The organism is Lacisediminihabitans profunda, assembly GCF_008040105.1.
GTDB lineage: Bacteria > Actinomycetota > Actinomycetes > Actinomycetales > Microbacteriaceae > Lacisediminihabitans > Lacisediminihabitans profunda.
On sequence record NZ_VRMG01000005.1, the window covers coordinates 547,598 to 566,848 of the forward strand.

The following is a 19,251-nucleotide window of genomic DNA, read 5'->3' on the forward strand; positions in this document are numbered from 1 at the left end:
CGTCCGTTTCCCTCCCTTTCCCCTCCCGTTTCTCTTCCGTTTCCCTCCCTTCCCTTCCCTTTTCCCGTCCGTTTCCCTCCCTTTCCCTCCCTTTCCCTTCCGAAATCCATGCAATCCGTGCCGACACGCCGCGGCGCAGCACCAACACGCCGAGGTGGGGTCAGGAATGCATGGATTTCGGAAGGGGAAGGGAGGGAGGAGGAGGAGGAGGGAGGGAGCGGCGGTCAGGCGGCGAGGGAGGCCAGTAGGCGTTGGAACGAGTCGAGCCGCAGAGCGCCGGCCTCGCCGAGTTCGCCCGCCTCGACGCGCTCGGCGATCGCGCAGTCCGGCGCGTCCGGCAGGTGGGTGCAGCCGCGAGGGCAGTCCTCGGCGATCTTCGCCAGGTCGGTGAAGGAGCGCAGGATGTTCTCGGGGTTGACGTGGCCGAGCCCGAACGAACGCACGCCGGGAGTGTCGATGATCCAGCCGTCGCCCACCCGGTAGGAGATCGTGGACGACGAGGTGTGCCTGCCGCGTCCGGTGACGGCATTCACCCGCCCGATCGCCCGGTTGGCGTCCGGCACGAGGGCATTCACGAGAGTGGACTTGCCCACGCCGGAGTGGCCGACGGCCACCGTCGTGTGGCCCACCAGCAGCGCCATGATCTCCTCGGTCGGCATCGCGTCTGCGCCGCTGCGCACCACGGTCACATCGAGCGCGGCGAAGTTCGCGAGAAATTCGGTAGGGTCGGCGAGGTCGGTCTTGGTGATGCAGATGATCGGCTTGAGCCCCGCGTCGAACGCGGCGACGAGGTAGCGGTCCACGAGCCGGGGCCGCGGTTCCGGGTTCGCGGCGGCGACGACGATGAGCATCTGGTCGGCGTTCGCCACGATGATGCGCTCGACCTCGTCCGAGTCATCCGCGCTTCGTCGAAGCACCGTCGTTCGCGGCTGGATTCGCACGATTCGGGACAGGGTGCCCGTCTCGCCCGAGGTGTCGCCGACGAGGTCGACGAGGTCGCCCGTGACGATCGCCTGCTTGCGGAGCTCGCTCGCGCGCGAGGCGGTGGCCTCGTGCTCGTCGGGCGTGCCCTCGCCGACGAGCACCGAATAGCGACCGCGGTCGACCGTGAACACTCGACCGGTGACCGCATCCCCGTGCTCCGGGCGGATCTTGGTGCGTGCCCGATTCCCCTTGGGGTTCGGCCTCGACTTCGCCTCGTAGTCGGCGTACTTGTCCTCGTCGTCGTCGTCGACGTCGGTGAGCCAGCTCACCGCGCGGCCCCGATCACGGCGTCGTCGCCGATCATTGCCGGCCGATCACAGGAGGCCGAGCGGGTCGACGGACGGCTTGCTGAGGCCCAGGGTCGGGCCCATCCAGAGCTCGACGAACTGGGGCAGGGTCTTCGCCGTGGTGCCGATGTCGTCGACCAGGATGCCGGGAACGGCGAGGCCGATCAGGGCCCCGGCGGTGGCCATGCGGTGGTCCTCGTAGCTGTGCCAGAGGCCGCCGTGCATCGGCTTCGGATGGATGACGAGGCCGTCCTCGGTCTCCGTCACGTCGCCGCCGATAGCGTTGATCTCCGCGCTGAGCGCCGCGAGCCGGTCGGTCTCGTGGCCGCGCAGGTGCGCGATGCCGGTGAGCACCGTCTCGCCGTCGGCGAGGGCGGCGAGGGCCGTGACGGTCGGCGCCAGTTCGCTCGCGTTGTCGAGGTGGATGCCCTGGATCGCGCCCGAGCCGGTGACCGTCAGGTCGCCGAGACCGCCGCCGGTCTCGTCGAACCGCACCACCGCCCCCATGTCGGCGAGGATGGTCGCCATCCGGGCTCCGACCTGGGTCGTCTCCTTCGGCCAGCCGGTGACGGTCACCGATCCGCCGGCGACGAGGGCGGCGCCGAGGAACGGCCCGGCATTGGAGAGATCGGGTTCGATGGCGATGTCCGCGCCGGAGATGGGTCCTGGCGGCACCACCCAGACGCCCGGCTCCGGACTCTGCACGGTGACGCCGCGCCGAGCCAGGGTCGCGATCGTCATCTCGATGTGTTCGAGGCTCGGCAGGCCGTCCCCGGTGTGCCGGAGGGTGAGGCCGTTCTCGAAGCGGGCGCCGACCAGGAGAAGGCCGGAGACGAACTGGCTGGACGCGCTCGCGTCGATCGCGATCTCGCCACCGCGAACGGAGCCGGTGCCGTACAGGCTGAACGGCAGCCTGCCGCGGCCGTCGTCGTTCACGTCCACGCCGAGCGCGCGAAGCGAGTCGATGGTGGCGCGCATGGGGCGTTTCCTGGCGGCCGCGTCGCCGTCGAAGGCCACGGGGCCGAGGGCGAGGGCGGCGACCGGGGGGAGGAAACGCATGACGGTTCCGGCGAGACCGCAGTCGATCGAGGTGCCGCCGGCGAGCTCGGCCGGCGTGATCCGCAGGTCGGCTCCGTACGCGTTGTCGCCCGGAAGCTCCTCGATAACCGTGCCGATCGCGCGGAGCGCCTCGATCATGAGCGCCGTGTCCCTCGAGTGCAGCGGCGCGCGCAGCGTCGACGGGCCGTCGGCGATGGCGGAGAGCACGAGCTCGCGGTTGGTGAGTGACTTCGATCCTGGCAGGCTCAGGCGCGCCGAAAGGGGGCCGGGGGCGAGCGGCGCCGGCCAGGGGCCTGGCGTGTCGTCGACCACGAGCTCGTCGTCGCCGAACGGATTGAACTCGGGCCCGGAATACTTGAATACCTGCATCGGTTACTAGGGTATCGGCACTTCACAGAACGCAACGGAAAGCACATCGGTGACTCTCGTACTCGAACGGACTGGTGTCCCGCACCCGGCGCCTCGGCATCCCGGCAAAGTAAGCTTGTCGGCGATGACGAATTCGACGGAAGACACGACGGCGCCGAACACGACAGTGCCGACCACCACGGCGGCCGGCGCGACCGCGCAGGCGGAGGCGGACGCCAAGGCAGACGTGCGCGCTCTCTTCGAGACCCAGGCCATCCCGTTCATGGACCAGTTGTACGCCGCGGGCCTGCGCATGACGCGCAACCCGGCGGACGCCGCCGACCTCGTGCAGGAGACCTTCGTCAAGGCGTTCGCCGCCTTCGGCCAGTTCCAGCAGGGCACGAACCTCAAGGCCTGGCTGTACCGCATCCTGACCAACACGTTCATCAACAACTACCGCAAGAAGCAACGTGATCCGTACCAGGGCACGATTGACGATCTTGAGGACTGGCAGCTCGGCGGCGCCGAGTCTGTCACGCAGGGTCGCTCGACCCGCTCGGCCGAGGCCGAAGCGATCGACCACCTGCCGGACAGTGCGGTGAAGGATGCCCTGCAGGCGATCCCCGAGGATTTCCGCATGGCCGTGTACTTCGCCGACGTCGAGGGCTTCTCCTACCAGGAGATCGCCGACATTATGAAAACCCCCGTGGGGACCGTGATGAGCCGCCTGCATCGTGGCAGGCGTCTGCTTCGCGATCTCCTCGCCGATTACGCGCTCGATCGCGGAATCTCGGCGGCGGGACCTGCCACTGCGAGGAGCAAGAAGAAATGACCGATTGCGGTTGCGACAAGGCCAAGGCCGAACTCGAAGAATATTTGCACCAGGAGCTGGCCGAACAGGACGCCCAGGACATCGCCGAGCACCTGGCGACCTGCACGGACTGCACCGAGGAGCACCTCGTGGGCCTGACGCTCACACTCAAGGTGCAGAAGGCGTGCCAGGAGAAGGCGCCCGCCGACCTGCGTGACCAGGTTCTGCTGCGGCTGCGCGATATGCAGTCCAGCCGCTAGAGCGCCGCCGGCGGCGACAACCGCCCGAGGCCGCCCTCCGGGCCGAGTCGCTGATTGACGACCGCGACTTAACGACCAGGGCCGCCCCGTCGACGACGTGGCGGCCCGGTTCGCAAGGACTCCGCTAGCCGATGGTGAGCGCCTTGTTGATGAGTTCGACCTGCTCCTGGGCGCTGCGCTTGGCAGACCCCGAGGCGGGAGACGCGGATGCCGGGCGCGACGCGACCGAGATCGATCGGCCGTTGAGCCGCTTCGCGAGTTCGAGTCCGATGAACGGCCACGCCCCCATGTTCTCCGGCTCATCCTGCGCCCACACGAGGTCGGCGTTCGGATACTGGGCGAGCACAGCGTCGAGCTGGGCCTGGGGGAGCGGGTAGTACTGCTCCAGCCGCACGAGCGCGACGTCGGTCTGCTCGCGCTTCTCCACCTCGGCCAACAGGTCGTAGTAGATCTTTCCCGCGTTCAGAACGACGCGGCGCACGGCCGAGGCGTCCCGGATGCGGGAGTCGTCGAGCACCGGCTCGAACTTGCCGTTGGTGAAGTCGGCCACATTGCTCGTCGCTCCGCGCAGTCGCAGCATCGCCTTCGGGGTGAAGACGATGAGGGGTCGACGGGGCCGGGCGTAGGCCTGCCGACGCAGCAGGTGGAAGTACGACGCCGGGGTCGACGGTCGCGCCACGGTCATGTTGTTCTCGGCACAGAGCTGCAGGTAACGCTCGATGCGGGCCGACGAGTGGTCCGGTCCCTGGCCCTCGTAGCCGTGCGGCAGAAGCAGCACCACGCTCGAGCGCTGGCCCCACTTCTGCTCGGCGGCGGAGATGAACTCGTCGATGATGGTCTGGGCGCCGTTGGCGAAGTCGCCGAACTGGGCCTCCCAGAGCACCAGGGCATCCGCCCGTTCCACCGAGTAGCCGTACTCGAAGCCCATCGCGGCGTACTCGCTGAGCAGGGAGTCGTAGATCCAGAACCTGGCCTGGTTGTCGCTGAGGTTGCCGAGCGGCAACCACTCCTGGCCGTTCACCCGGTCGTGCAGCACGGCGTGGCGCTGCACGAAGGTGCCTCGCCGCGTGTCCTGGCCGGCCATCCGCACCGGCGTTCCCTCGATGAGCAGGGAGCCCAGGGCGAGGAGCTCGCCGAAGGCCCAGTCGATCGAGCCGTTTCGGCTCATGTCGAAGCGCTTCTTGAGCAGTTGCTGCAGCTTGGGATGCACCGAGAAGCCGACCGGCGGGTTGTCGTGGGCGTCGCCGATGAGCGAAATGACGCTCTCGTTGACGGCGGTCGACGTCGGCTCGCCGGCCGCGTCATCCTGCTGGGACTCCGGACGCTCGAGATCCGCGACGGCATTGCCGTCCTGGACGATGATCGGCATCGAGCCGGTCTGCGCCGCGTGGGTCTCGGCGAACGCGCGCTCCAGACGGTCCTGGAAGTCGGCGTGGGCCGCCTCGTACTCCTCCTGGGTGATGTCGCCGCGACCGATGAGGGCCTCGACGTAGAGGGTTCGCACCGAGCGCTTCGCCTCGATCAGGTTGTACATGAGCGGCTGCGTCATCGACGGGTCGTCGCCCTCGTTGTGACCGCGACGGCGGTAGCAGATGAGGTCGATGACCACGTCGCGGTGGAACCGCTGGCGGTACGCGAAGGCGAGCTCCGCGACGCGCACCACGGCCTCCGGGTCGTCACCGTTCACATGGAAGATCGGCGACTGGATCGTCTTCGCGACGTCCGTGGAGTAGATCGACGTGCGACCCTCCCCGGGAGGCGTGGTGAAGCCGACCTGGTTGTTGATGTTCACGTGCACTGTGCCGCCGGTGCGGTAGGCCCGCAGCTGCGACATCTGCAGGATCTCCGCCACGATGCCCTGGCCGGCCATCGCCGCGTCGCCGTGGACCATGATCGGCAGCACGGTGAACGTGCCGATCGGCTTGCGGTCCTGCTTGGCGCGCACGATTCCCTCGAGCACGCCGTCGACGGCCTCGAGGTGGGACGGGTTCGCCGCGATATAGACGGGGATCTGGTCGCCGTTGGCGCTGGTGAACGTGCCCTCGGTGCCGAGGTGGTACTTCACATCGCCGGAGCCCTGAACGGTGCGCGGGTCCTGGGTGCCCTCGAACTCGCGGAAGATCTGGCCGTAGGTCTTGCCGGCGATGTTGGTGAGCACGTTGAGGCGGCCGCGGTGGGCCATGCCGATGGCGACCTCGTCGAGGTCGGCATCCGCCGCACCCTGCAGGATCGCGTCGAGCAGGGCGATGGTGGACTCTCCGCCCTCGAGGCTGAAGCGCTTCTGCCCCACGTACTTGGTCTGCAGGAAGGTCTCGAAGGCCTCGGCCTCGTTGAGCTTGCCGAGGACGCGCAACTGGGCATCCTTCGTCGGCTTCGTGTACGCCTGCTCCACGTGCTCCTGGATCCAGCGTCGCTGCTCCGGGTCCTGGATGTGCATGTACTCGATGCCGATGGTGCGCACGTAGGAATCGCGCAGCACGCCCAGGATCTCGCGCAGGTGGGCGGATTTCTTTCCGCCGAATCCGCCGGTGACGAACTCGCGGTCCAGGTCCCAGAAGGTGAGACCGTGGCTGGAGATGTCCAGGTCGGGGTGCGAACGCTGGCGGTACTCCAGCGGGTCGATGTCGGCCATGAGGTGGCCTCGCACGCGGAAGGAGTTGATGAGCTCCTGCACGCGGGCGGTCTTGCCGACCTGGTTGGCGAGGTCGACGTGGATGTCCGAGGCCCAGTGGATGGGCTCGTACGGGATGCGGAGGTCGGAGAAGATGTCCTCGTAGAAGCCGCGCTCGCCGATGAGCAGCTCGTGCACCTTCTTGAGGAACTCGCCAGAGCCCGCGCCCTGGATCACCCGGTGGTCGTAGGTGGAGGTGAGCGTGATGGTCTTGCCGATGCCGAGCTCCGCGAGCGTGACCTGGGACATGCCCTGGAACTCGGCCGGATACTCCAGCGCGCCGGCTCCCACGATGCAGCCGGCGCCTCGCATGAGGCGCGGCACGGAGTGCTCGGTGCCGATGCCGCCGGGGTTGGTCAGCGAGATGGTGTTGCCCTGGAAGTCCGGGGCGGTCAGCTTGTTCGCGCGTGCGCGGCTGACGACGTCTTCATACCCGGCGAGGAATTCGTTGAATCCCATCTCCTCGGTGCGCTTGATGCCCGGCACCAGGAGGGCGCGGGTGCCGTCGGGCTTGGGAAGGTCGATCGCGATGCCGAGGTTGATGTGCGCCGGCGCGACGACGGAGGGCTTGCCGTCCTTCTCCTCGTAATAGACGTTCTGGCTCGGGAACTCCTTGAGCGTCTTGACGATCGCCCAGGCGATGAGGTGGGTGAACGACACCTTGCCGCCGCGGGCCCGCTTGAGGTGGTTGTTGATCACGATGCGGTTGTCGATCATGAGCTTGGCCGGGATGGTGCGGACGCTCGTCGCGGTGGGGACCGTGAGGCTGGCATCCATGTTCGCGGCCAGCGACTTGGACATGCCCTTGAGGGTGGAGACCACATCCTGCGGCTCGGCCGCCTCGGTCTCTTCGGTGACCACCGGGGCCTGGGTGGAGGAGGCGGGAGCCTGCGCCGGGATCGGCTGGGGCTTCGGCTGGATGGAGGTGGTGCGGGCGATCGGCTGGCTGGCCGGCGCCGCGTTCGAGGCCGCCGGTTCCTGGGGCGCGGTCTCCTGGGGGGCGGGGGCGGCATCCGGTGCCTTCGCCGCCTCGACGATCGTCTCGGGAATCTGCGGCTCTGCGGTGACCGGCTGCTCGGCGACCGGCTGTTCGACAGTTGGTTGCTCGGGAGCGGTCCCACTCGTCGCGGGCTCCGCCGCCCCGGCGGCCGGCGCTTCGGTCGTGAGTTGGTGGTAGCTCTCCAGAATCGGCCACCATGACTGGTCCACCGAATTCTTGTCGACGATGAATCGTTCGTACATCTCGTCAACGAGCCATTCGTTGGCTCCGAACTCGCCCGAGGATCCGTCCTCCGCTGCCAGTCCGGTCACTTGGCTAGACACAGCCCACCGCCCACTCTCTTAACTGTCGCTGTCCGTTGTCACTGTTGGACCGGATGTCGGCCTTCGCTGGCCACACACTCGACCAGCTTAATCACTTTCGATCGGCCACACCGACCGTGGCTCGAAGGGATTACCTTTATTTTCATGGAGTTTTACGAGACGACGCCCAGCCACGACCTCACGTACTCAGACGTGTTCCTGGTGCCCAGCCACTCCGACGTGGGAAGTCGGCTTGCCGTCTCACTCGCCCCGGGCGATGGCACCGGCGCGACCATTCCCGTCATCTCGGCCAACATGAACTCGGTGACCGGGCCGCGGATCGCGGCGACTCTCGCCCGGCGGGGCGGGCTCGGCGTGCTGCCGCAAGACCTGCATCTGCAGGATCTCGACGCGGCCATCCGCTGGGTGAAGGAGCAGCCCGTGGCGTTCGACACGCCGCTCGTGCTCGCTCCGGAGCAACTCGTCGCGGACGCCCTGCGCCAGATCCCGGCGCTCGAGGGCCACGGCATCGTGATCAAGGATGCGAGTGGGGCCTACCTGGGCTGCATCTCCGCGGCGCGCCTCGACACCGTGCTTCCGGAGACCCCGCTCGGCGACCTGCTGACCGGTCGGCTGACGTCGATCGACGCCGACGACGTGACCGACGCCCGCGCCGCCTTCGACCTGATGGTCGCGGCCGATCTCGAATTCGCCCCCGTGCTGCACCATGGGGCCATCGTCGGCACTCTCAGCCGCACGAGCGCGCTCCGCTCGACCCTCTACCGGCCGGCGCTCGACTCGCGCGGGCGCTTGAGGGTAGCCGCCGCTCTCGGCATCACCGGCGACGTCGCGAGAAGGGCGAAGGCGCTCGCGGCCGCCGGCGTCGACATCCTCGTTCTCGACACGGCCCACGGCCACCAGGCCGGCATGCTGCGCGCGATCGAGGCCGTCGCCGGCCTCGACCTCGGGCTGCCGATCGTCGCCGGCAACGTCGTGACGACGGCCGGGGTGAAGGACCTCGTGGCGGCCGGGGCAAACATCGTCAAGGTGGGCGTGGGCCCCGGCGCCATGTGCACGACCCGCATGATGACGGCCGTCGGCCGCCCGCAGTTCTCCGCGGTGCTCGAGACGGCGGCGGCGGCTCGGGAACTCGGAGCGCACGTCTGGGCGGATGGCGGAGTGCGCTACCCGCGAGACGTCGCGCTCGCGCTCGCGGCCGGCGCATCCTCGGTCATGATCGGCTCCTGGTTCGCCGGCACGATCGAGGCCCCAGGCTTCATCGAGACGGACGAGGACGGCGAGTTGTACAAGGACAGCTGGGGGATGGCCTCCACCAAGGCCGTGCACGACCGTTTCGACCGGCTCGACCCGTACGAGCTGGCTCGCAAGGAGCTCTTCGCCGAGGGCATCTCCTCGTCGAGGATCTACCTCGACCCGCTGCGTCCCTCCGTGGAAGACCTCGTCGACATGATCACGGCGGGGCTGCGCAGCTCGTTCACCTATGCCGGGGCATCCGACCTCGGACAGTTCCGCGAACGTGCCCTCGTCGGCATCCAGTCGGCGGCGGGCTACGAGGAGGGCAAGGCGCTCCCGGTCTCCTGGTGACCCTTTCCGCGGCGGCCAGCACGACCGGGAGAGGGCCCGTTCTCTCCAGTACACTTGAGCGAATAATGGACGACCCTCCCTCCAGGCGCCGTGCCGGCCAGACCGATGTCAGGCAGTCCCGTGTATGAGCTGATCATGCTGGGCATCGGCCTGCTCCTGACCGTCGGCACCGGTTTCTTCGTCGCCTCGGAGTTCTCGCTCGTCAACCTCAATCGGTCCGACCTGGAGTCGCGCGTGGCGCGCGGCGAGAAGAACCTGGGCCTCACCATCGGCGCGCTCAAGGTCACCTCGACCCACCTCTCGAGCGCCCAGCTCGGCATCACCCTCACGACGCTGCTCACCGGATACACCATGCAGCCGGCGATCAGTTCGCTCCTGGTCGCCCCGCTCACCGCGATCGGCTGGTCGAAGGGCGTGATCACCGTCGTCGCCTCCATCGCCGCGGTCGCAATCGCCACGTTGGTCTCGATGATCATCGGCGAACTCGTGCCCAAGAACTTCGCCCTCGCGCTGCCGCTGCCCACCGCCAAGCTCGTGATCCCCTTCCAGGTGGGCTTCACCACGGTGTTCCGGCCGTTCGTCACGGTGCTCAACAACACGGCCAACCTCATGCTGCGAGCCGTGGGCATCGAGCCGAAGGAGGAGCTCTCCTCCGCACGCACCGCGGAGGAGCTGCGTTCCCTCGTGCGCCGTTCGGCGCACGAGGGCAGCCTGGACCGTGACACGGCGACCCTGCTCGCCCGAACCCTCGTGTTCAGCGAGCACATCGCGGCCGACGTGATGACTCCGCGGCCGAGGGTGTCGAGCGTGGAGCGGGGCGACTCGGCGCAGACGGTGCTCGAGCTCGCGCGCAGCACCGGTTTCTCGCGGTTTCCCGTGGTCGATGAGGGGATCGACGACGTCGTGGGCCTCGTTCACGTGAAGCAGGCGATGGCCGTGCCCCGGGGCAGACGCGCCGACGTGCCGGTGTCTGCGCTGCAGACGGAGGCGCTCCGGGTGCCGGAGACCATGAAACTCGACATTCTGCTCGGCGAGCTTCGCGGCCGCGGCTATCAGATGGCCGTGGTCGTCGACGAGTACGGCGGCACCGCCGGCGTCGTCACTCTCGAGGACCTCGTGGAGGAGCTGGTGGGTGAGGTGTCAGACGAACACGACCGCACCCGCGCGGGCGTCGTGCGATCCCGGGACTGGCTCACCTTCCCCGGAATCCTTCGTCCGGACGAGCTGCTGGAGCGCGCGGATGTCGTGGTGCCGGAGGACGGCCCGTACGAGACCGTCGGTGGCTTCATCATGAGCGAGCTCGGGCGACTCCCGCTGGTCGGCGACGTCGTGGCGATCGAGGGCGGGGAATTCCGGGTGGAGCGGATGGACGGCCGTCGCATCGACCGGGTGCGGTACACCCCCACCGCTGTCGACGACGACGGTGCGGCCGAGGGCGGTGTCCGAGCATGAGCGATTGGGCAGGACTCGCCTGGCTGGCCGTGCTGCTGCTGGTCAACGCCTTCTTCGTCGGCGCGGAGTTCTCGGTGATCTCCGCCAGGCGGTCGCAGATCGAACCGCGCGCCGAGGCGGGCAGTCGTGCCGCGAAGTCGACCCTGTACGCGATGGAACACGCCACCCTCATGCTCGCCACCAGCCAGCTCGGTATCACCGTGTGCTCGCTGCTCATCCTCAACGTGTCAGAACCGGCGATCCACCACCTCCTCGAGGCACCGCTCGGGCTCACCGGCTGGCCGGAGGAGGTGATCGGCACCATCGGTTTCGTCATCGCGCTCATTCTCGTGTCGTTCCTGCACGTGGTATTCGGCGAGATGGTGCCCAAGAACCTCTCCTTCTCGGTTCCGGACCGCGCCGCCCTCCTCCTCGCGCCGCCGCTCGTGTTCCTGTCCATGGTGTTCCGGCCGATCATCTCCGGGCTCAACCACACCGCGAACGGATTCCTCCGGCTGTTCAGGGTCGAACCGAAGAACGAGGCGAACAGTGCCTTCACCGTGGATGAGGTGGCGAACATCGTCGCCCAGTCCACCAAGGAGGGCGTGCTCACCGACAGCATCGGAGCGCTCAACGCGGCCTTCGAGTTCAGCACCAAGAAGGTGAAGGACATCGCGGTCGGAATGCCGGATCTCGTGAGCCTCTCGGAGGCGGCGACACCGAAGGAGGTGGAGCGCGCGGTGGCCCGCAGCGGATTCTCTCGCTACGTGCTCGTCAATGACGAGGGCGAACCCACGGGCTACCTGCACCTCAAGGACGTGCTCGACCTGGAGGACCCGGTGGAGTTCACCGAGCCGGTGCCGCCCAAGCGCATCCGCCAGCTCATCTCCATCTTCCGCGGAACGGATCTCGAGGACGCCCTCGCGGCCATGCGCCGCTCGGGGGTGCACCTCGCCCGGGTGTTCGACGAGACCGGGGCCACCCGCGGCGTGCTGTTCCTCGAGGACATCATCGAGGAGCTGGTCGGAGAGGTGCAGGACGCGACTCGGCGCCGCTAGCTCCTCGCCTCTTCGTCTCTCTGAGGGTCTGGGGCTCCGTGCCAAGGGTCGGGGTTCGGCGGGCATCTTTGGGCGGACCCTTGGCTCGGAGACCCAGACCCGACCCCACGCCCTGGTGGGTTGGGGGGTGAGGGTCAGACGGCAGGCCACTTGGCGCGGAGGTACTGGGCCGGCCAGTAGTCGAGCTCGACACCCAGCTCGTGCGCGGCGCGCAGCACGAAGTGCGGATCCCGCATGATCGCGCGGCCGAGCATCACGGCGTCCGCCTTTCCGGAGGAGACGATCTCCTCGGCCTGGTGGGCGTCGGTGATCAGTCCGACCGCGTTCACCTCCACGCTCGAGGCGTGCTTGACGAAGTCGGCGAGGGGCACCTGGTAGCCGGGTTCGAGGGGGATGGTGACGCCGGAGACGAGCCCGCCGCTCGACACGTCGAAGAGGTCGGCGCCGGCATCCCTCGCCCAACCCGCGACCGTGGCGACCTGCTCCTTGTCGAGACCGCCCTCGGCGTAGTCGGTGGCGGAGAATCGCACGAACAGGGGAGCCCGGTCACCGGCCTCCGCGCGAACGGCGCGCACCACCTCGAGCAGGAGCCGCGCCCGGTTCTCCAGGCTTCCGCCGTACTCGTCGGTGCGCAGGTTCGACAGCGGGGAGAGGAACTGGTGCAGCAGGTAGCCGTGCGCCGCGTGCACCTCCAGCACGTCGAATCCGGCTTCGAGGGAGCGTCTGGCCGCCGTGGTGAAGTCGGCGACGACCTGTGCGATGCCGGACGCATCGAGCGCCACCGGGGTCGCGTAGCCCGCGAAGGCGACGGCGGACGGCGCGACGGTCGGCCACCCGCCGTCATCGACGGCCACGCTGCCATGCTGTGCAGCCCATGGCCGTCGGGTGGACGCCTTGCGCCCCGCGTGGGCGAGCTGGATGCCGGCGGCGGCGTCCTGCGAGTGGATGAACGCGACGATCCGGGCCCACGCGTCGCGCTGCTCGTCGGTGTAGATGCCGGTGTCCTGCGGCGAGATGCGGCCGGCGGCGCTCACGGCGGTCGCCTCCGTCATGACGAGGCCGGCGCCGCCCTTCGCGAATCCTCCGAGGTGCACGAGATGCCAGTCGGTGGGAACTCCGTCCTCCTTCTCCACCGAGTACTCACACATGGGGGACACCCAGAGGCGGTTGCGGAAGGTGACGGAGCGGATGCTGTACGGAGTGAAGATCGCGGGAGTGGGCACGGCCTACCTGACTGAGAGGGATTCGAGAAACGTCCGCAGTTCGGCGGCACCGATGAAGTGGTGCCCGGTGATGCCGAGCGCCTCGGCGCCGTCCACATTGACCTGCTTGTTATCTATGAAGACCATTTGCTGGGGAGTTATTCCGAGCTCGCGGGCCACCTCGAGGTAGATCTCGGGGTTCGGCTTGATGGTGGAAAGCTCGGCGCTGATGAACATCCGCTCGAAGAAGCGGGCCATCGGGGAGAACCGGAAAGGGCTCGCGAAGTCGAAGCCCGCGTTCGACAGCAGCGCGACGCGGGTGCCGCCGTCGTGCAGGTCGGCGATCACCTCGAAGGTCGCCGGGTTGACGCTCAGCCAGCCCGTGAAGTCGGCCACCCACAGTTCGTGGATGGTCGCCTCCGACCACTCCACCCCCAGGTCCGATGCCACGAGCCTCCAGTAGTCGCGAATGCTCGTCCTGCCCTGGTCGAGCCCGTCGCGGTGCTCCCAGTACGGCGGCCAGAACGCCTCGTCCGACACGCCGGCCACCGCGAGCAGGTCGGCCCGATCGCGCTCGCTCGGGCTGTGCGAGATGACCTCGCCGTAGTCGAAGACCACCACGCGGTCTCGGATCGTCAGTGCCATAGCGCTCCTCTTGTTCGCCATCCAAACTATCGTGAGACCCATGAGTACCTTCACCGACTGGACGCCGGAAGACGCTCGCGAGCACATTGCGATGCCGCGGGCCCAGGACGACAAGTACTCGCGGGGCGTGCTCGGCGTGATCACCGGGTCCGACGCCTACCCCGGCGCGGCCGTGCTCGGGGTGGAGGCGGCGCTGCGCACCGGAGTGGGGATGGTGCGCTACCTCGGCGACGACCGGCCGACCCAGCTCGTGCTGCAGCGCCGACCGGAGGCCGTCACCGCGCCCGGCCGGGTGCAGGCCTGGCTGCTCGGCTCGGGGATGGATGCCGCCCAGCGCGACGAGGCGACGTCGCGGCGGCTGGCGGCCGCGCTCGCCGACGGCCTCCCCACGGTGATCGACGCCGGTGGCCTCGACCTGATCGGTCGGGCCTCCGGACCCGTCCTGATCACGCCGCACTTCGGCGAGCTCGCGCGGGTGGTCGGCGCGACGAAGGACCAGGTGGCCTCGAACCCGGCCGCGTGGGCGGTCAGGGCCGCCGAGGAGCTCGGCGTCACCGTGTTGCTCAAGGGCCACCAGACCTTCGTCGCCGCACCGGATGGCACGCGGATCGTCGCCTCCAGCGCGCCGCCCTGGCTCGCCACGGCGGGCGCCGGCGACGCGCTCGGCGGCATTCTCGGCGCTCTTGTCGCGACCCACTCGGCCGAAGTCGCCGCCGACCCGGGCGCACTGGCCAGGCTCGCGGCCACCGCGGCGGTGATCCACGGGCTCGCGGCCGGCCGTGCGAGCGCGGGCGGTCCCCTCGTCGTGCTGGATGTCGCCGCGGCCGTGCCGCGGGTGATCGCCGACCTCGTGCGGCGGTGAGGATGACCGGGACGCCGCGGGCGAGAATCGCACGATACGCTGGGCAGTCATGAGCTCCGCGGCACACTCCAGGTCGGACTGGGCGTCTTCCGTTCGCGAGATCACGTCGAGCCGCATCCTGCTCTGGATCGCGTTCGTGCTCGTGCACCTCTGGCTCGGCCTCGTCAACCTGAACGGGCCGGGCCTGCCCCTCGGCGACGTGAGCTACGTCTACAAGTTCTGGACCGACCAGGCCATCGTCTCCCACTACTGGGTCGGCATCGACGGCTCCTGGGTCTATCCGATAGTCGCGCTCGTGCCCATGCTGATGGCGCGCGCCTTCGGGCCCGAGCTCTACTCGAGCACCTGGCTCAGCCTCGTGATGGTGCTCGACGCCGTCGCCCTCGCGTTCATCGTCGGCTGGGGCAGGCAGCGGCGCCACGTCGACGTCGGCTGGTGGTGGGTGCTGTTCCTGCTGCTGCTCGGCCCCATCGCCCTCGGCCGCATCGACTCGATCACCGTGCCGCTCGCCATCGTGGGCGTGCTCCAGGTGGCGAAGCGGCCGGGTGCGGCCGCGGCGCTGCTCACGATCGCCACCTGGATCAAGGTCTGGCCGGCCGCGTTGCTCGCGGCGATCGTCATCGCGGTCAGGTCCCGGCTGCGCGTGGTCGCGGTGAGCGTGGCCACGAGTGTCGCCATCGTCCTGGCCGCCCTCGCCCTCGGCGCAGGATCCAACGTGTTCAGCTTCGTCGGACAGCAGACCGCCCGGGGCCTGCAGGTCGAGGCGCCGGTCTCCACGATCTGGCTCTGGGCGGGCTGGGCGCATGTGCCGAACGTCTACGTCTACTATGACCGGGCCCTGCTCACCTGGCAGGTGCGCGGGCCGGGGGTCTCCACCGCAAGCGGGCTGATGACCCCGCTGCTCGCCCTCGTGCTGGTCGGGGTCGTCATCGTGGCGGTGCTCGCCGTGCGCCGAGGGGCCCGCGCCCTCGAGGTGCTCCCCGCCCTCTCCCTCGCGTTCGTCTGTGCGTGCATCGCAGTGAACAAGGTCGGCTCGCCGCAGTACATCACCTGGCTCGCCGTTCCCGTCATCCTCGGCCTCGTCACCCGCCGGGAGGGGCACGGCCGCTCGTTCCGGATTCCCGCGACAGTGGTGCTCGTGCTCGCCGTGCTCACCCAGGCGATCTACCCCTACCTGTACGGCTACCTGATAGGCCTCAACGCCGTCATGCTCCTGGTGTTGAGCGCGCGCAACCTGCTCGTCTTCGTGCTGTTGGGCTGGTCGGTCGTGGCCGTCTGGCGCGCGCCCGGACTGACGGACGAGCAGTGGTTCACCGGCTCGGCCTCCGAGGCGGCCCTGCCGCGCGCGACCTGGCCCTTCCCGGCCGGCGGGAAGCGCGCCGATGGTCACCGTACGGCCGAGGGTGACACGCTGGACCCGGAGACCCTGACCGACCGAACACCCTGACCGACCGAACAACCAAAACGAACGAGGGAGTTACCGTGCTTGTGGCATTTTCGATTGCGCCGAGCGGCGGCGCGGAGGGCGACTCTGTGCACGATGCGGTCGCCGCGGCGGTCCGCGTGGTGCGCGAGTCCGGCCTGCCCAACCACACCGACGCGATGTTCACGACGATCGAGGGGGAGTGGGACGAGGTGTTCGACGTGATCAGGCGTGCGACGGATGCCGTCGGCGCGTTCGGCACGAGGGTGTCGCTCGTGTTGAAGGCGGACATCCGCCCCGGGCACACGGGGGAGCTCACCGGCAAGGTCGAGCGCCTGGAGCGCGCGATCGAGGCGGCAGAGCGCGCGGACTGATCGTCGGACGCGCAGCGGGCAACGACGGTCCCGGCGGCGGCCCGTATACTGGAGAACGTAGGTTCTCTGCGGTGGATGGGAGCAGCGATGGATGACGACAAAGCCCGGGAGCTCGCCCTCGAGGCTGCCGAGCGCCTCTTCACGGCGCGGGGCATCCAGACGGTGGGAATGGACGACCTGCGTAACGAGGCGGGCATCTCGCTCAAGCGGATCTATGGCCTGTTCCCGTCGAAAGACGCCATCGTGGAGCAGGTGCTCGTGCGGCTCAACCGGTCCTGGATGCAGGGCGTTATCGAGTTCGGCGAGCGGGTGGACTCCCCGCGGGACAAGCTGCTCGCGGTCTTCGACTTCCTCGAGGACCGCTTCCGCCAGGGCGACTACCGCGGCTGCGTGTTCATCAACGCGTTCGGCGAACTCGGGCCGACCGCCCCGCTCGTGGCGGAGGTAGTCCGGCGGCACAAGGCCGACTTCCAGGGCTATGTGTCCGGGCTCGTCGAGTCTTCCGGCGCCCCGGCATCCCTCGCCCCCCAGCTCGTGTTGCTCGCCGAGGGAGCCCAGAGCACCGCCGGCATCTTCGGCGACCCCGTCGCGGCCGGCCAGGCCCGCGCCGCGGCCGCAACACTCATCGACGCCGCCCTCGTCGGGGCGCGAGCCTGATTGGTCACGCCACCAGCCGTCGCGGCGTGACGGTGTCGCGTTCTAGAGTGGTAACGGGCCGTCGCGCACGGCACCGTCGCCGATAGGCACCCCCCCCGTTGCTCGATGAAGAGCCGCCCAGCCAGCTTCCTCGAGTTCAGAACGGTTCCGCCCCATGCCAGCACTCTCCCCGGCCCGCGTGCGGCTCGCGCTGCTCGCCCTCGCCCTCGGCGGTTTCGCCATCGGCTCGACCGAGTTCGTGGCGATGGGCCTGCTGCCCAATCTGGCCCACGATCTGCTCCCCGGTCTCTACGCGCACTCCCGCGAGGCGGCAGACGCGCAGGCCGGCTGGCTCGTGTCCGCCTATGCCCTCGGGGTGGTGGTGGGCGCGCCCACCATCGCCGTGGCGGCCGCGCGCTTCCCGCGCAAGCAGCTCCTGCTCGTGCTCGTGGCGGCCTTCACGGTGGGCACTGTCGCCTCGGCCCTGCTTCCGAGTTTCGGCCTCGTGCTCGCCGCGCGTTTTCTCGCGGGCCTGCCGCACGGCGCGTACTTCGGCGTCGCGGCTCTCGTCGCCGCATCCCTCATGGGGCCGGGCAAGCGCGGCAAGGGAGTCGCGATAGTGCTCTCCGGTCTCACCATCGCCAACATCGTCGGCGTGCCGTCCATCACCTACCTCGGCCAGGTCACCAACTGGCGGATCGCCTACCTCGCCGTCGCGCTCATCTTCGCGCTCACCTTCGTGGCGATCGCCTTCCTGGTGCCCTTCCAGCCGGGGGATGCCGGGGCGACCGTGCGCCGCGAGCTGAAGGCGTTCGGACGGCTGCAGGTGTGGCTCGCGCTGCTGATCGGCGCCGTCGGCTTCGGCGGATTCTTCGCCGTGTACACCTACATCTCGCCCATGGTGACGGAGGTCGCCCGGCTCGGGGCGATCGTCGTGCCCCTCGTGCTCGTCGTCGTGGGGGTCGGAATGACGATCGGCAACCTGATCGGGGGCTGGAGCGCCGACCGAAACGTGATGGGCTCGATCTTCGCCTACTTCGGCGTGTTCGTCGTGGCCCTCACCGGGCTGGCGCTCACGGCGAACACGGTGGCCGGGCTGCTCGCGTTCACCTTCCTCGTCGGCTTCGGCGCTGCGGCACTGTCACCCGCCATCCAGACCAGGCTGATGGATGTCGCCGGCGACAGCCAGACGCTCGCGGCGGCCGTCAACCACGCGGCCCTCAACCTCGGGAACAGCCTCGGCGCGTTCCTGGGCGGTGTCGCCATCGGTGCGGGTCTCGGCTACCTCTCGCCGAGCTGGATCGGCCTGCTGTTGTGCGTGCCCGGTCTGGGCCTCGCGATCGCGAGCCTGCTCCTGCAGCGGCGGCGCGGCCGCGGGCAGCTCGGCGAGGCCCCGGCGCTCGCCTGACCTCGGCGCCGCATCCGCTCTTATCCGCCCTGCCTGCCTCGATCTGCCTCCTGCCTCTTCCGAAATCCATGCATTCCTTGCCGGGCATCGGCGTGTCGCCGAGTAACCGTCGGCGCGCCGCGAAGATTGCATGGATTTCGGAAGGGGCGGAACGGGGCGGGAGCGGAAAGGGCCGGGCGGCGGGCCGCTAGAGCGAGTGCTGCGGCCCGTCGTTGGAGATGAGGATGCCGTCCTGGATCGCGCGCTTGCGGAGCGCGACCTTCGTGCCGACGTCGATCCCGGCAACCCGGTACTTCTCGCGGATGCGCTTGAGGTACGACTTGGCGGTCTCCTCGGAGATGCCGAGCTGGTAGGCGACGGCCTTCACTGGCTCGCCGCCGCCGTAGAGCGCCATCACCCGGCGCTCCTGGGCGCTGAGCTTCGGGGCGCCGCCCACGTCGCTCGCGTTGAGGGCCAGGTCGAGCTCGGCCGACACGTACGACTCGCCCTTGGAGGCGGCCCGGATCGCCTCGACGATCATCTCGGCGTCCTCGCTCTTCACGAGGTAGCCGAGGGCGCCGGCGGCGAGCGCCTCCCGCACCACATTCGGCTCGGAGTAGGTGCTCATGAGCACCGTCTTGACTCCGGTGGTCTTGAGGGTGGAGATCTTGAGCGAGATCGGGATGTTGTCCTTGAGATCGAGGTCGAGAAGCACGACATCCACTGGGAACTCGGCGTGGGTGAGCAGGTCGGGCCAGGTCGACACGGCCGCGACCATGTTGATGTCGCTCGCGGCCCCGCGGATCCACTCGGTCAGCGCCCCAAGCAGCATCTTGTGGTCGTCGACGAGAGCGAGTCGAATTCGGTTGTCTATGTCCGGCACTGGTAATCCCATCCTGTGAACTG

The 19,251-nt window shown here is 68.9% G+C and carries 16 protein-coding genes; 10 read left to right on the forward strand and 6 right to left on the reverse strand.

From position 1 onward, the window contains the following. Positions 1 to 224: 224 nt before the first annotated feature. Both rsgA and aroA read right to left on the reverse strand, forming a co-directional pair. A complete protein-coding gene (rsgA, locus tag FVP33_RS07125; protein ID WP_147782913.1) occupies positions 225 to 1,253 on the reverse strand; it encodes a ribosome small subunit-dependent GTPase A in 1,029 nt (342 codons plus the stop codon). Between the two features lie 45 nt (positions 1,254 to 1,298). Further along, positions 1,299 to 2,699 (reverse strand): 3-phosphoshikimate 1-carboxyvinyltransferase, encoded by a 1,401-nt coding sequence (gene aroA, locus FVP33_RS07130; protein ID WP_147782914.1) that lies wholly within the window; start codon positions 2,697 to 2,699, stop codon positions 1,299 to 1,301. Between the two features lie 49 nt (positions 2,700 to 2,748). On the opposite strand from aroA, the gene FVP33_RS07135 reads away from it, so the two are divergent. Then, a complete protein-coding gene (locus tag FVP33_RS07135; RefSeq protein ID WP_425460939.1) occupies positions 2,749 to 3,510 on the forward strand; it encodes a sigma-70 family RNA polymerase sigma factor in 762 nt (253 codons plus the stop codon). After that, complete coding sequence (locus FVP33_RS07140) at positions 3,507 to 3,749, forward strand: anti-sigma factor family protein (protein ID WP_147782916.1); 243 nt, start codon at positions 3,507 to 3,509, stop codon at positions 3,747 to 3,749. Before FVP33_RS07135 ends, FVP33_RS07140 begins: the two co-directional genes overlap by 4 nt. Positions 3,750 to 3,873: 124 nt before the next feature. Here the strand turns inward: FVP33_RS07140 and FVP33_RS07145 are convergent, their stop codons facing one another. Next, positions 3,874 to 7,743, reverse strand: a complete 3,870-nt coding sequence (locus tag FVP33_RS07145; protein WP_147782917.1) for a multifunctional oxoglutarate decarboxylase/oxoglutarate dehydrogenase thiamine pyrophosphate-binding subunit/dihydrolipoyllysine-residue succinyltransferase subunit — start codon at positions 7,741 to 7,743, stop codon at positions 3,874 to 3,876. Positions 7,744 to 7,887: 144 nt separating this feature from the next. On the opposite strand from FVP33_RS07145, the gene guaB1 reads away from it, so the two are divergent. The 3 genes from guaB1 (at position 7,888) to FVP33_RS07160 (ending at position 11,816) form a co-directional block, all read left to right on the forward strand. Further along, positions 7,888 to 9,327, forward strand: a complete 1,440-nt coding sequence (gene guaB1 / locus FVP33_RS07150) for a GMP reductase (RefSeq protein ID WP_147782918.1) — start codon at positions 7,888 to 7,890, stop codon at positions 9,325 to 9,327. Between the two features lie 135 nt (positions 9,328 to 9,462). Next, on the forward strand, positions 9,463 to 10,779 hold the full coding sequence (locus FVP33_RS07155; RefSeq protein WP_147783220.1) for a hemolysin family protein: 1,317 nt from the start codon (positions 9,463 to 9,465) through the stop codon (positions 10,777 to 10,779). Next, positions 10,776 to 11,816 carry a hemolysin family protein gene (locus FVP33_RS07160; RefSeq protein ID WP_147782919.1) on the forward strand — a complete coding sequence of 347 codons (1,041 nt, stop codon included), beginning with the start codon at positions 10,776 to 10,778 and terminating at the stop codon, positions 11,814 to 11,816. Before FVP33_RS07155 ends, FVP33_RS07160 begins: the two co-directional genes overlap by 4 nt. 134 nt (positions 11,817 to 11,950) lie before the next feature. Here the strand turns inward: FVP33_RS07160 and FVP33_RS07165 are convergent, their stop codons facing one another. Both FVP33_RS07165 and FVP33_RS07170 read right to left on the reverse strand, forming a co-directional pair. After that, positions 11,951 to 13,039, reverse strand: a complete 1,089-nt coding sequence (locus FVP33_RS07165) for an NADH:flavin oxidoreductase/NADH oxidase (protein ID WP_147782920.1) — start codon at positions 13,037 to 13,039, stop codon at positions 11,951 to 11,953. 3 nt (positions 13,040 to 13,042) lie between these two features. Further along, the gene (locus FVP33_RS07170) at positions 13,043 to 13,663 is read right to left on the reverse strand and encodes an HAD family hydrolase (protein ID WP_147782921.1); all 621 of its coding nucleotides are present in this window, start codon (positions 13,661 to 13,663) and stop codon (positions 13,043 to 13,045) included. A gap of 40 nt (positions 13,664 to 13,703) precedes the next feature. Between FVP33_RS07170 and FVP33_RS07175 the strand changes: the two genes are divergently transcribed. From FVP33_RS07175 to FVP33_RS07195, 5 genes are all read left to right on the forward strand, one after another. Next, positions 13,704 to 14,525, forward strand: a complete 822-nt coding sequence (locus FVP33_RS07175) for an ADP-dependent NAD(P)H-hydrate dehydratase (protein WP_147782922.1) — start codon at positions 13,704 to 13,706, stop codon at positions 14,523 to 14,525. A gap of 49 nt (positions 14,526 to 14,574) precedes the next feature. Further along, a complete protein-coding gene (locus FVP33_RS07180) occupies positions 14,575 to 15,972 on the forward strand; it encodes a glycosyltransferase 87 family protein (protein ID WP_147782923.1) in 1,398 nt (465 codons plus the stop codon). 35 nt (positions 15,973 to 16,007) lie between these two features. Beyond that, positions 16,008 to 16,322: a thiamine-binding protein gene (locus FVP33_RS07185; protein WP_147782924.1), complete on the forward strand. Its 315-nt coding sequence runs from the start codon at positions 16,008 to 16,010 to the stop codon at positions 16,320 to 16,322. An 87-nt stretch (positions 16,323 to 16,409) separates the two neighbouring features. Then, on the forward strand, positions 16,410 to 16,979 hold the full coding sequence (locus FVP33_RS07190) for a TetR/AcrR family transcriptional regulator (protein WP_147782925.1): 570 nt from the start codon (positions 16,410 to 16,412) through the stop codon (positions 16,977 to 16,979). Positions 16,980 to 17,133: 154 nt separating this feature from the next. Further along, complete coding sequence (locus tag FVP33_RS07195) at positions 17,134 to 18,366, forward strand: MFS transporter (protein WP_147782926.1); 1,233 nt, start codon at positions 17,134 to 17,136, stop codon at positions 18,364 to 18,366. A 187-nt stretch (positions 18,367 to 18,553) separates the two neighbouring features. Here FVP33_RS07195 and FVP33_RS07200 read toward each other — a convergent pair whose 3' ends face one another. Next, entirely contained in the window at positions 18,554 to 19,228 is a 675-nt protein-coding gene (locus FVP33_RS07200) for a response regulator (protein ID WP_281289371.1), read from the reverse strand. Positions 19,229 to 19,251 lie beyond the last annotated feature (23 nt).